This window comes from Cryobacterium lactosi, from assembly GCF_004403945.1.
Taxonomy (GTDB): domain Bacteria; phylum Actinomycetota; class Actinomycetes; order Actinomycetales; family Microbacteriaceae; genus Cryobacterium; species Cryobacterium lactosi.
Genome location: NZ_SOHM01000018.1, coordinates 108,215 through 121,732, shown reverse-complemented (window position 1 = coordinate 121,732; position 13,518 = coordinate 108,215). Strand labels below are relative to the sequence as shown.

Sequence of the window (13,518 nt, the reverse complement as noted above, 5' to 3'; positions counted from 1 at the left end):
ATGCCTCGGCGGATTCGGCACTGCCGCGCAGACGAATACCGTCGTGAGGCGCTAGTGCGGGCTGGAGTCGAGGTGATCTCGCGCCCACATCGCTGCGCTCGTGCGATCGGCGACACCGATGTGCCGGTAGACGCTGCCGAGGTGGGCTTTGACGGTGCGTTCGGTGATGCCCAGCGCTCGCGCGATTTGTTTGTTGGCCAGCCCGTCGGTGACCAGGAGAAGCACCTCACGTTCGCGCGGGCTGAGAGCATCAGCGTGGTGGGCGGCGCGTGGCAGTAGGGCGCCCGCCACGCGTGGGTCCAGGGGCACGTTCCCGCCGGCAGCGGCTCGCACCGCGTCCCGCAACGTGTCCGGCTCGGCATCCTTCAATTGATAGCCGACCGCGCCGGCATCGAGCGCTCGCCGGACCCGATCGTGGTCGGCGAAGGATGTCAGCACAACGATCCGCGTTGACGGGACCTGTGCGATCACCTGTCGAGTGGCCTCCACACCATCGACGACCGGCATCGACAAGTCCATCAGCACGACATCGGGGGTCGTTGCGATGGCCTCGGTCACGGCGGCACGGCCATCGGCTGCTTGAGCGACGACTTCGATGTCGCCGTCGGCGGCGAGCACAGCGATCAGCCCCGCGCGGACCATGGCATGGTCGTCGACCACGAGCACACGGATCACGAGCCGGCCACATGTTCGGTTGGAGGCACAATCAGTCGCCAGGTCGTTCCCTTACCGGGCGCAGTCGCCAGAAGCAGCCTCGCCCCGGCATCTTCGACGAGGTCGGCCAGCACTTGCGTGCCGAAGTGGCCCAGCGGTCGGCTCTGCAGGGAGTCCGGCTCGAAACCTGGACCGTCATCGGCCACGTCGAGTACAACGGTGTCGGCCTCGGCTCTCAACGTCAGCACGACACTGCAGGGTGCTGCGTGGGTAGCGGAATTGCGCACGCACTCCTGCGCGACCCGGTACACCAGCCGTCGTTCAAGGTCAGTGAGATCTCGCAGGTCCGGGGCAAGACCGATCTGCACATCGACGCCCCGCCCGCGAACGGTATCGGCGAGGTCGAGTAAGGCCTGGGGGAGGCCGGCTGCGGCAAGGCTCGCAGGGTAGATGTCCACCAGCAGCGAGCGCAGCACGCGGATGTTCCCCCGGACTGCAGCGGCAACACCGCGTACCGAGGAGGCCACGTCCGTCTCACCCGCCGCCGCGGCACCGGCCGCCACGCCTTCTGCGGCGAATGCGGTTGCGACCAGCTCCTGGACAGGTCCGTCGTGCAGGGTCGCGGCGATTCTCCGCCGCTCGGCGTCAGAGGCATCGACGGTGTGCTGCAGAAGGGCCGCTCGCTCACGGTCAACAGCGCGGGCCCGCTTCAACAAACGCCACACGATTGGCGCCGCGAGGGCCGCGAACAGGAGCAGGCTGCTGATCGTCACTCCGGCAAACCCCCGCCACAGCTCGGCCGATCGAGCCGCGACGGGCGCATAGGGAGAGTAGAGCTCGAACAGGAGTTCGCGACCGTCGGGAGCCCACACCGGCCGGTATACCTCAAGCAACCGGCCACCAGTCTCGAACTGGTTCTCCGACCCGGACAGGTCTGAGACCTCGGCCCGCACCTGAGGGGCAGCCAGAGCCTCTTGCTGATTCTCGCTGAGCGGGAATGTGCGCCCGATCAACTGTGGCTCGTCGGCGTAGACCACCAGGCCGTCGGGCCGCCAGAGCTTGACGCGCACGATTTCCGAGCCCAGCACACGGTCACGAATGAGCGCATCCAGTGCGGCGACAGCGTCGGGATCACCATCAACAAGCTGGTTCGACAGGGCGGGCTGGATCACTGCCTGAGCGAGAATATCGGCCCTGTTCGCGGCGTCATTCACAGACTGCCGTTCGGCGAGAAGCTGAGCGGCAAGTGCTCCGAGGACAGCCACCACGATGAGTGCCGCCACCAAGGCAAGGGAAAGACGAAGCACCACGCCTCGGGTGCGCACCGGAGGCTGTGCGCCAACGATCCCTGTCGGGGCGCCGTCGGCGACCATGACCCACGGCACGCCATCGACCTCGAGGGGCACGCGGCCGGTCGAGGCGGTGGCATCCGCGGGGGTGGTCACTCAGTCATCGCTTCCATGCCCGCCATTATCGTCCTCGCCTGCGTCATCACTCGACGAGCCGGATCCCGACGAGCCGGATCCGGAAGAATCGGACCCATCATGATCGTCACCGGGTTCGATGCGCTGGTCGCGGGGCGTATCGCCGCCGTTGTCATCGGCACCATCGGAAGGTGCGCCCGACGCGGGGGAGCCTCCCTGCACGTCGCGGTCATCGCCGGGTTCGATGCGCTGGTCCCGGGGCGTGTCGCCGCCGTTGTCGTCAATCGGGCTGGACGAGTTGCTCGGAGTCGATGAAGGTTCAACGACTTGCCCGGAGGCGGGGACCCGCACGGGCACTTCCTGCGAGAACGACGCATTGCCCCACAAGCCGATCGTCGCCGGAACCGCCACGAGGGCGGCGGCCACCGTGCCGATAATGATTCGTTTCATGGTGTCTCCTTCCAATAGTGTCGCTGGATTGCGACCGATCCGGAAACGACAACCTGCTGCTCGCCGTCCCTGTCCTTCAAGAATCCGGCGATCCCGCAGCCTGCGCCATTGCACGATGGTCGTAGTACCACGCGCACTGCGGCTCGAGCGAGCGAACGAAACGGCGGAGCCGGCCCGGGAAACCCCGTCACGTGACGTCGCTGCCACGATCGGTCGCTCCCGCCCGATTACTGGTCGGCGTGCGCCTCGAGGAACTCGTAGACCTCGGTGTCGTCGACACCGGGGAACGTGCCGCTGGGCAGCGGGGAGAGCACGTGCGCGTGCAGCCTGGCGCTCGGCCAGGCCTGACCGGCCCAGCGGGCGGCGACCGAACCGGACGGGCGCCGGCAGCAGGACTCGTCGGGGCAGCGGGACACCGTGCGCTGGGTGGTCTCCCGGCCGCGGAACCACTTGGCCTGCGCGAACGGAGCGCCGACGCTGATCGAGAACTCGCCATCCGCGGTGGTGCCGGTCTGGGTGGCGCACCAGAATGTGCCGGCCGGGGTGTCGGTGTACTGGTAGAACTCGGTGGTGCGATTCGTGTGGGTGAACGCGCTGCGGGCGCTCCACTGCTTGCAGACCAGCTGGCCCTCGATCGAGCCGGTCACATCGGCCGGCAGCGGCAGGCCGTCATTCTCGTAGCCCTTTTGCAGGGCGCCGTCGCCGGAGACCCGCAGGAAGTGCACGGTCATGTCCAGGTGCGCGGTGGCCAGGTTGGTCAGCCGCAGTGCCGCGGCCTCGTGCGTCACCCCGAAAGCGTCGCGCAGGTCTTCCACCGAGAGCACCCGGTCGCGTTTGGCGGTCTGCAGGAAGCTGCGGGTGGCCTCCAGCGGCATCAGGCAGCAGGCGGCGAAGTAGTTGATCTCCAGCCGTTGCCAGAGGAACTCGGCGTAGCTGGCCGGACGTTCGTGGCCGAGCAGGCGGTGCCCCATCGCCTGCAAGGCCATCGAGCGCAGCCCGTGCCCGCCGGGAATCGACGCCGGCGGCAGGTAGATGCGGTGGTTGGCCAGGTCGGTCACCGACCGGGTGGAGTGCGGCAGGTCGTTCACGTAGATCAGGGTGAAGCCCAGCTGCTCGGCCATCACGCTCACCTCGCGGTGGGTGAGCGCACCGGAGACGTGGCCGGAGGCGCGCACCCGCTCCTCGGCGAGTTTTTCGATGTCGGGCATGTAGTTGCCGCGTTCGCGCATCCGCTCGCGCAGCTCGGTGTTGGCCCGGCGGGCCTCCTCCGGGGTGGCGATGGCCTCGCTGGCCCGACGGGCCAGCTCGCGGTGCAGCCCCACCAGCGACTCGATCGCCGGCAACGGCATGCCCTTGGTGATCTTGACCTGCGGCAGGCCCAGGGCCCCGTAGAGCGGGTTCTTCTGCGCCCGGACCAGCTCGATCTCCAGGGCAGCGCGGGTGTTCGGCGCCTCCCCGCTGAGCAGGTCGGCCAGCGGCACGCCCAGCGCCTGGGCCAGCTGTTGCAGGGTGGAGAGCTTGGGCTCGCGCCGGCCGTTCTCGATCAGCGAAAGCTGGCTGGCCGCCAGGCCTACCTGCTCACCGAGCTGATCGAGCGTCAGAGCGCGCTCGCTGCGAAAGTGACGGATGCGATGACCCAGGGTGACGAGGTCGGAGGCCGGCGTTGGCATTCCTTAAGCATACGTAAAGAACCGTGTTTCTTAACACGGGTTTTTCCGTTTCTGCACCGAATCCGGTCGCATTCTTAATGAACAGGACGAAATTAGCGTTCCTGCCCTTGTTCTACTCACCGCGGCAGCCGTCCGGGAGTACTTTGCCCAGTGAATCACGCATCTGAGGAAGGCCAGACAATGACCGTCACCCACCCCGTTCGCAGCGACATCCGGGCCCACGCCGCCCACTCGAGTGAAACCACGGCGGCCACCACCTACGGCGCGCCCACCGGCACCACCGACCCCGCCCTGCAGGCCTGGGTCGATGAGGTGGCCAGGCTCACCCGGCCCGACGCGATCGTCTGGTGCAGCGGCACCGCGCAGGAGGCCGACCAGCTCTCCAAGCAGCTCGTCGCCGAGGGCAAGCTCATCCGGCTCAACCCGGAGTGGCGGCCGAACAGCTTCCTCGCCCGCACCAGCCCCAGTGATGTGGCGCGGGTGGAGGACCGCACCTTCATCTCCTCAACGCTGCGCGAGGACGCCGGCCCCACCAACAACTGGGCCGAGCCCGCCCAGATGCGCGCCGAACTCAACAGCGTCTTCGCCGGCAGCATGCGCGGTCGCACGATGTACGTCGTTCCGTTCTCGATGGGCCCGCTTGCTGGCCCCATCTCGCAGCTCGGCGTGGAGATCACCGACTCGCCCTACGTGGTTCTGAACATGGGCATCATGACCCGGATGGGCCAGGCCGTGCTGCGCCTGATCGAGTCCGGCACGCCGTGGGTGCGCACCGTGCACAGCGTGGGGTTCCCGCTCGTGGATGTGCAGGGCTCGGCCCGCGCCGACGTCACTTGGCCCAGCAACGACACCAAGTACATTGTGCAGTTCCCCGAAGACCGGGAGGTCTGGTCGTTCGGCTCGGGCTACGGCGGCAATGCGTTGCTGTCGAAGAAGTCGTTCGCGCTGCGGATCGCCTCGGTGATGGCCCGCGACGAGGGCTGGCTGGCCGAGCACATGCTGCTGATCAAGGTCACCTCACCCGAGGGCGGCACGTACCACGTGGCCGCCGCGTTCCCGTCGGCCTGTGGCAAGACGAACCTGTCGATGCTGCAGCCCACCATCCCCGGTTGGAAGGTGGAGACCATCGGCGACGACATCGCCTGGCTGCGGCCCGGCGACGACGGACGGCTCTGGGCGATCAACCCGGAGGCCGGGTTCTTCGGCGTGGCCCCCGGCACCGGCGAGACCACCAACCCCACCGCCGTGCAGACGGTATGGGGCAACACCATCTTCACCAACGTCGCCCTCCGCGACGACGGCGACGTCTGGTGGGAGGGCCTGACCGACACCCCGCCCGCGCACCTGACCGACTGGGAGGGCAACTCCTGGACCCCCGACAGCGGCCGGCCCGCTGCGCACCCCAACTCGCGGTTCACCGTGCCGGCGGCGCAGTGCCCATCGATCGCCGCCGAGTGGGAGGCCGTGGGCGGCGTGCCGATCGACGCGATCATGTTCGGCGGCCGCCGCGCCACCAACGTGCCGCTGGTCGCCGAGGCCCGCTCCTGGAAGCACGGCGTGTTCATGGGCGCCACCATCTCGTCGGAGAAGACCGCCGCAGCCGAGGGCACCGTGGGGGAGCTGCGCCGCGACCCGTTCGCGATGCTGCCCTTCTGCGGCTACAACATGGCCGACTACTGGGCGCACTGGTTGCAGGTCGGCCGGGGTCTGGGCAGCAAGGCGCCGGCGATCTTCCAGGTCAACTGGTTCCGCAAGGGCGAGGACGGCAGCTTCCTCTGGCCCGGGTTCGGTGAGAACTCCCGGGTGCTCGAGTGGATCATCCGCCGGGTTGAGGGTTCGGTCGATGCCGTCGACACCCCGATCGGGCGGATGCCGGTGGCGGGCTCCCTCAACGTGGGCGGGCTCGACGTGAGCGAGGAGGCTCTCGAACAGCTGTTCAGGATCGACCCGGCCTCCTGGCTGGCGGAGTGCGACCTCACCGAGGAGTTCTTCGACCGGTTCGGCGGCAAGGTGCCGCCGGCCCTGCAGTCCGAGCTGGCCAGCCTGCGCTACCACCTCGCCCCCTAGGCTCGGCGGCGGCGCCTGCCCCGCGTGCCGGCGCGCTGCGGGCGACCGGATGCCGCCGGGCGGGTAAGGCGCCGCTACGCGGGTGGCGCGCCACCCGCATAGCGGCGCGCGCCCCGCCTAGCTCAAACCCGCCCGGTCTGCCGGCGCGTGCCCCGCCGCGACCGCTCCCCTCCGCCGCGCCCGCTCCGCGCGCCCCGTTGCGGCAAACCAGCCGCGGCCAACGGAGTGTGACGAGTCACCGTCTATGCGCGCACTGGCCAGCCGGGCTAGGGTGCCCGCGAGCGGAGGCGATCATGCATCACAACGAACGACTGCACGACGAGCGACTCGAGCGGGTGCTGCGGGAGCGGTTGCTGCCTGCGGTGTACCGGGCCCGGCATCCGCTCGACGTCGCCGCCTGGTCTGCGTCCACAGCCGCGGATGCTGCGGTGACCGACCCGCCGGTGTCGTTCGACGAGGCCGCGCGGCAGTCCTTCACGCCGATCACTCCCGGCACCGGCTGGGGGACCCCGTGGGGCACCACCTGGCTGCACCTCACCGGGGAAGTCCCCGGTGACTGGACCGGCCTGCCCGGCACCGAGGTGGAAGTGGTCGTCGACCTCGGTTTCACCGATGCGATTCCCGGGTTCCAGACGGAGGGCCTCGTGTATGCCGCGGACGGCATGGTGGTGAAGGGGCTGCAGTCCCGCAACCGGTGGGTGCCCGTGCCCGCCATGACGCCATCCGACGACGGCACCTCCCCGGCGGCGGGAGCCACCAGCCCGGGCGGGTTGATCGACCTCTACGTGGAGGCCGCGTCGAACCCCGACCTCGTGCACGACTTCGGCTTCACGCCCACGGCGCTGGGCGACCCGGCCACGCTTCCGCCCGGCCCGCTGTACACGCTCGGGCGGGTGGATGTGGCGCTGCGCGACCTCGAAGTGTGGAACCTGGTGCAGGACCTCCGGGCGCTCGACGGCCTGCAGGGCGAATTGCCGGCCGCGTCGACCCGACGGGCCCGGCTGCGGGCCGGGCTGGAGCAGAGCCTGGACCGGATCGACCCTGACGATGTGGCGGGCACCGTCGTCGCCGCCCGGGCGGTGCTGGCGCCGTTGCTGGCGCGCCCCGCGTCGGCCAGCGCACACCACGTGCATGCCGTCGGGCACGCGCATATCGACAGCGCCTGGCTGTGGCCACTGCGGGAGACGCCGCGGAAGGTCTCCCGCACACTCGCCAATGTGCTCGCGCTGATAGAGGCGAACCCCGACTTCCGATTCGCTATGTCTTCGGCCCAGCAGTTCGCCTGGGTCAAGGAGCACGACCCGGCCCTGTTCGAGCGGGTGCGGGCGGCCGTGGCTGCGGGCACCATCGTGCCGGTCGGCGGAATGTGGGTGGAGTCCGACACCAACCTGCCCGGCGGCGAATCCCTGGTGCGACAGTTCGTCACCGGCCAGCGGTTCTTCCGTGAGGAGTTCGGTCTCGAACCAGGTGAGGTGTGGCTGCCCGACTCCTTCGGCTACTCGGCGGCGTTCCCGCAGATCGCCCGGCTGGCCGGGATGCGCTGGTTCCTCACCCAGAAGCTGTCCTGGAGCGACACCAACGTGTTCCCGCACCACACGTTTCTCTGGGAGGGCATCGACGGCAGCCGGATCTTCACCCATTTCCCGCCGGTCGCCGACTACAACGCCGAGCTCACCGCCGCCGAACTCGCCCGCGCCGAGCGATTGTTCGCGGAGAAGGCGCACGCCACGGTGTCGCTCGTACCGTTCGGCTGGGGCGACGGCGGGGGCGGCCCCACCCGGGAGATGCTCGCGGCGGCCCGCCGCACCCGCGACCTCGAGGGGTCGCCGACCGTCGAACTCTCCACTCCGCAACGGTTCTTCGACGCGGCCGAGGCGGAGTACCCGGCACCATCGGTGTGGTCGGGTGAGCTCTACCTCGAGTTCCACCGGGGCACCTACACCTCCCAGGCCCGAACCAAGCGGGGCAATCGCCGCAACGAACTGCTGCTGCGTGAGGCCGAGCTCTGGGCTGCGACCGCCGCCGTGCGGAGCGGGGCGCCCTATCCGTACGCGGCTCTGGAGCGAGCCTGGCAGAGTGTTCTCCTGCTGCAGTTCCACGACATCCTGCCCGGCACCTCGATCGCCTGGGTGCATCAGGAGGCCGAGCGCCGGCACGCCCGGACCGCCCACGCGCTCACCGGCCTGATCGACGAGGCGGTGCGGGCGACCGCGGGTGTCGGCGAGCGCCGGCTGCGCCTGAACGCCGGCCCGTACCCGCTGGATGGTGTGCCCGCGCTGGGTGCCGACTCCGACGGAGACACCGCCCATCCCGGTTATGCCGCCGCCCTGATCGAACGCACCGCCGCCGGCATCGTGCTGCGCAACGACCACCTGTCGGTCACCATCGACGCCGACGGGCTCATCCCGTCGCTTCGTGACGTCCTCGCCGGCCGTGAGCTGATCCCGGCCGGCCTCTGCGGCAACCTGCTGCAGTTGCACCGCGACATCCCCACCCACTGGGATGCCTGGGACATCGACGCGCACCACCGGCGCACCGTCACCGACCTCGTCGGCGCCGACACCGTGGAGGTCAGCGTGGAAAGTGACGAACTCGTGGGGGTGCGGGTGGTGCGCACCGTCGGCCGGTCCCGGATCGAGCAGCACCTCACCCTCCGCGCCGGCTCACCCACCCTGGACCTGCGGATGGTGATCGACTGGCACGAGCGGCAGAAGCTGCTGCGGTTGGTGTTCCCCCTGGATGTGCACGCCGAGCGGGCCGCCTCCGAGATCCAGTTCGGGCATGTCTTCCGCCCGACCCATGCGAACACCAGCTGGGATGCGGCCCGGTTCGAGACGGTCGCGCACCGGTGGGTGCACGTGGGGGAGCCCGGCTACGGGGTGGCGGTGGCGAACGACTCCACCTACGGGCACGCGATCGACCGCACTCCGCCCGACGTGGAGGGGCACGCGAGCGATGCTGCCGGCGCCGCCGCCCCGCGCGGCGCCGAGCGGTCTGGAACGACGGTCCGGCTCAGCTTGCTGCGCGCCCCGCTCTACCCCGACCCGGGTGCCGACCAGGGGCGCCACGAACTGCGGGTGTCGGTGCGTCCGGCCGCCGGCATCGCCGAGGCCGTGGCCGAGGGCTATCGGCTGAACCTGCCGCTGCGCACCGTGACCGGGGTGGCCGCCGCGGGCATCGAGCCCCTGCTGCGCGTCGACAACCCGGCCGTCGTGGTGGAGGCGGTCAAACTGGCCGAGGACCACAGCGGCGACCTCATCGTGCGGCTCTACGAAGCGCACGGCAACCGGTCGACGGCGCGGCTCATCCGGCACTTCGAGGCGACGGATGTGGTCGAGACCGATCTGCTCGAACGCCCCCTGGCCGAGCCCCGCGCCGAGCTCGCCGCAGGGCGGCCTCTGCCGGAGGACTCCGCCGTTCCGGCCCCGGCCGAGGCCTCGCGCGAGCTGATCCTCACCCTGCGCCCGTTCGAGATCGTCACGCTACGCTTCCGCCGCCCCTAGCACTCCCTCCCTCGCCCTCTCTCCTTCGCGAGAGCGGCCCTGTGGTTGCTTCGTGGCGCTGAGGCAGCCACACGGCCGCTCTCGCGGAGAGGGTGGGAGTCGCGAGCGATGCTCGCGCGGCGCGGGTTAGACCAGCAGCTGGTGCTTGGCCAGGTCACGGTACAGCGGCGTCGAGACCACCAGCTCGGAGTGCGTGCCGGTGCCCACGACCTCGCCGTGGTCGAGCACCACGATCTGGTCGGAGTCCACCACGGTGGAGAGCCGGTGCGCGATCACGATCAGGGTGCGGTCCACGGCGACGGCGTCGATGGCCTCGCGCATCAGCTGCTCGTTCATGCCGTCCAGGCTCGAGGTCGACTCGTCCAGCAGCAGGATCGGCGGTGCCGCGAGCAGCGCCCGGGCGATCGCCAGCCGCTGGCGTTCGCCGCCGGAGAGCTTCACGCCGTCCTCGCCGACCGCCGCGCCGAGCCCGGCCGGGTCGCGATCGAGCACCTCACCGAGGTTCACCGCGTGCAGCACGGCCACACACTGCTCGTCGGTGGCGTCCGGCGTCGCCAGGGTGAGGTTGTCCCGCAGCGACCCGGCCAGCACCGGGGCATCCTGCTCCACGTAGCCGATCTGGCTGCGCAGGTCGGTGCGGTCCAGGCTGCGGATGTCCAGGCCGCCGAGCCGGACCACGCCCGAATCGGCGTCGTAGAACCGCTCGATCAGGGCGAGGATGGTGCTCTTGCCGGCTCCCGAGGGGCCGACCAGTGCGGTGCGGAGGCCCCGCGGGGCGCTGAACGAGACCCCGCGCAGCACCGGCTTGGGCACGGCGGCCGCGGCGGGACCGGCAGCGGCGGCGGTCGAGTCCGGGCCGGCGAACTCGGTTGTCGCGTCCGGGGTGCTGCCGTCCTCGGCCGCGAGAACCGCCTGCGCAACCGGGCCTGGGCGCACGGTGGCCAGCTGCTCGCCGGTGACGGCATCCGTCGTGGCGAGCACGGTCGGTGCATAGTGGAAGCGCACGTCCTCGAACGAGATCGCCGGAGCATCCGGGTTGACCCGGGCGTTCGCGGCGCCGACCACGATGGCCAACGGCGCGATGTCGCGGTCGAACTGGTCTTCGCTGGGCAGGTCGATGATCTCCTGGATGCGGCCGAGCGCGCCGAGCGCCGAGTTCACCGAGGTGATCGCGCCGAAGAACTGGCCCAGCGGCATGATCATCATGAACAGGAACAGGATGAAGGCCACCAGATTGGCGACGGTGATGCTTCCATCGGCCACCCGGAAGCCGCCGACGCCGAGCACCACGAGCAGCGACACCTGCAGGGCGATGCCGGCGATCGGCACTACGAGGGCGGAGATCTTGGCGACCTTGATGCCCATCTGCCAGGCGCCCTCGGCGTCCTTCTCGACCACCGTGATCTCGCGGGCGGTGGCGTTGGCGGCACGCACGGTGCGCACCGCGCTGATGGCGCGTTCCACACTCGCGGCGAGGTCGCCGACTTTGGTCTGCGCGGCCAGGCTGGCGGTGCGGATGCGCCGCGACAGCAGCACCACGGTGACCACGGACACCGCGATCACGAGCACGGTCAGGCCCAGCAGCACCGGGTCGATGATGAGCATCGCGATGATGGCGCCGATGAAGGTGAGCGAGCCGCCGATGGCCTCGACGGCGCCCTGGGTGAGTACGGCGCGGAGCAGTGTGGTGTCCGAGCTCACCCGGGAGACCAGGTCGCCCGTGCGGCGGGCGTCGAACTGGCTGATCGGCAGGTTGAGCATCCGGGCGATCAGGCGTTTGCGGCTGGAGAGCACCACACCCTCGCCGGTGCGCTGCAGCAGGTAGTGCTGGTAGCCGCTGATCAGCGCGGACACCACGACGAGCGCCACCAGGGCGCCGACGATGCCGTCGAGCGGGTCGCCCGCCTCGACGAGGGTGATGACCTGGCTCACCAGCAGCGGCTGGGCCAGGCTGGCGGCGGCACCGAGCACGCTGAGCACCACGACCACACTGAGCACGGCCTTGTGTTCGGCCAGGTAGGGCACCAGCTGACGCACGGATGCCCGCGGCCCCTCGGCCGGGGAACCGCGGCGGCCCATACGGGAGCGCGGTTTCGGTTCGGGGGTGTCGGACGAAGCGGTGCCGGGGGTAGTCGTACTCACCAGTCGAGCTTAACCGCCGCCCGCCCGGATCCCTCCCAGAGCGCGAAAGCGGCCATGTGGTCACCTCAGCGAACTGGGGCAGCCACATGACCGCTTTCGCGAGCACTGGTGCGCGCTGGTGCGCGCGGGTCAGCGCTCGATGTCGAGGTCGCGGGTCTCGCGGCTCAGGTACAGCGCCACCAGGGTGACCAGGCCCATCACCGAGAGGTAGATGCCCACCCAGAACGGGCTGCCCCCGCCGAGGGTCCACAGCCACACGGCGATGAACGGTGCCACGGCCGCACCGAGGATCGAGCTCATGTTGTAGGCGAACGCGGAGCCTGTGTACCGCACGTGGGTGGGGAACAGCTCGGGCAGCAGTGCGCCCATCGGGCCGAACGTCATGCCCATCAGGGTGAAGCCGAGCACCAGGAACACCATCACACCGATGAACCCCGCGCCCAGCAGCGGCACGAACAGGAACCCGAACACCACGATGCCCGCGGTCACCCAGAGCAGCGTGCGGCGGCGGCCGAACCTGTCGGCCCAGGGGCCGGAGGCGAGCGTGAAGATTCCGAAGAACAGCACCCCGCCGATCATCATGAGCACGAAGGTCGTGTAGCTGTAGCCCAGGCCGGCCACCGGCGCATCCGTCGCGGCACGGCCGTAGCTGAGGCTGAACGTGGTCATCAGGTAGAACAGCACGTAGGTGGCCAGCATGATGAAGGTGCCCAGGATGAGTTCACGCCAGTTGGACTTGAACACAGCGGCGAGTGGCAGCTTGGCCACCTTCTTCGTCGTGACGATCTTGGTGAACGCGTCGCTCTCCACCAGGCGCAGCCGCACCCAGAGGCCCACGATCACCATGACCGCGCTGAACAGGAACGGGATGCGCCAGGCCCACTCGAGGAACGCGTCGGACGGCCGGGTGGGGTCGTCGGAGGGCAGCAGCAGGGCGATGAGCAGGAACAGGCCGTTGGCGATGATGAAACCGAGCGGGGCGCCGACCTGCGGGAAAGTGCCGTACCAGGCGCGCTTGCCCTTCGGGGCGTTCTCGGTGGCGACCAGGGCCGCGCCGCTCCACTCGCCGCCGAGCGCGAAGCCCTGGGCGAGACGCAGGATCACGAGCATCGCCGGGGCGAGCCAGCCGACCATCGCGTAGGTGGGCAGCAGCCCGATCAGGAACGTGGCGATGCCCATGGTGAGCAGCGCGCCGACCAGGGTCGCCTTGCGGCCTTTCCGGTCGCCGAAGTGGCCGAAGAACAGGGCGCCGAGCGGGCGGGCCACCATGGCGGCGCCGAACACCGCGAACGAGGCGAGCAGCGCCGCGGTCTCGTTGCCGCTGGGGAAGAACAGGTGCGGGAAGACCAGGACCGCGGCGGTGGCGTAGACGTAGAAATCGTAGAACTCGATCGTGGTGCCGATGAGGCTGGCCAGGATGACGCGGCTGCGAGGATTCGTGGGCGCGGGGGCGACGGAGATGGCCGCCGCTGTGGATGCTGACATGGGGGCTGGCGCTTTCGAATGAAGGTAAATGGCGTGGCGGAGTCTCGGCCAGAGACGGCGGTCAGCTGCCTGGGGCGGACGGGGTAACGCTCAGAAAGAGATCGGCCGCTTGTGGCGGCCTGA

The 13,518-nt window shown here is 69.8% G+C and carries 8 protein-coding genes; 2 read left to right on the top strand and 6 right to left on the bottom strand.

The window, feature by feature from the left end:
- Positions 1-51 precede the first annotated feature (51 nt).
- The 4 genes from E3T61_RS09545 to E3T61_RS09530 form a co-directional block, all read right to left on the bottom strand.
- Positions 52-675 (bottom strand): response regulator, encoded by a 624-nt coding sequence (locus tag E3T61_RS09545; protein ID WP_134640621.1) that lies wholly within the window; start codon positions 673-675, stop codon positions 52-54.
- Complete coding sequence (locus E3T61_RS09540) at positions 672-2,027, bottom strand: sensor histidine kinase (protein ID WP_134640620.1); 1,356 nt, start codon at positions 2,025-2,027, stop codon at positions 672-674. The genes E3T61_RS09545 and E3T61_RS09540 overlap by 4 nt, the downstream gene beginning before the upstream one ends.
- Before the next feature lie 72 nt (positions 2,028-2,099).
- A complete protein-coding gene (locus E3T61_RS09535; protein ID WP_134640619.1) occupies positions 2,100-2,528 on the bottom strand; it encodes a hypothetical protein in 429 nt (142 codons plus the stop codon).
- Positions 2,529-2,755: 227 nt separating this feature from the next.
- On the bottom strand, positions 2,756-4,198 hold the full coding sequence (locus E3T61_RS09530) for a helix-turn-helix domain-containing protein (protein ID WP_134640618.1): 1,443 nt from the start codon (positions 4,196-4,198) through the stop codon (positions 2,756-2,758).
- Positions 4,199-4,378: 180 nt separating this feature from the next.
- Here E3T61_RS09530 and E3T61_RS09525 point away from each other — a divergent pair, with 180 nt between their 5' ends.
- Both E3T61_RS09525 and E3T61_RS09520 read left to right on the top strand, forming a co-directional pair.
- On the top strand, positions 4,379-6,265 hold the full coding sequence (locus E3T61_RS09525; protein WP_134640617.1) for a phosphoenolpyruvate carboxykinase (GTP): 1,887 nt from the start codon (positions 4,379-4,381) through the stop codon (positions 6,263-6,265).
- A gap of 293 nt (positions 6,266-6,558) precedes the next feature.
- The gene (locus E3T61_RS09520; protein WP_134640616.1) at positions 6,559-9,768 is read left to right on the top strand and encodes an alpha-mannosidase; all 3,210 of its coding nucleotides are present in this window, start codon (positions 6,559-6,561) and stop codon (positions 9,766-9,768) included.
- A gap of 126 nt (positions 9,769-9,894) precedes the next feature.
- Here the strand turns inward: E3T61_RS09520 and E3T61_RS09515 are convergent, their stop codons facing one another.
- Together E3T61_RS09515 and E3T61_RS09510 are read right to left on the bottom strand one after the other, a co-directional pair.
- On the bottom strand, positions 9,895-11,847 hold the full coding sequence (locus E3T61_RS09515; RefSeq protein WP_134640676.1) for an ABC transporter ATP-binding protein: 1,953 nt from the start codon (positions 11,845-11,847) through the stop codon (positions 9,895-9,897).
- 192 nt (positions 11,848-12,039) lie between these two features.
- Positions 12,040-13,395 carry an MFS transporter gene (locus E3T61_RS09510; protein WP_134640615.1) on the bottom strand — a complete coding sequence of 452 codons (1,356 nt, stop codon included), beginning with the start codon at positions 13,393-13,395 and terminating at the stop codon, positions 12,040-12,042.
- Between the last annotated feature and the right edge of the window lie 123 nt (positions 13,396-13,518).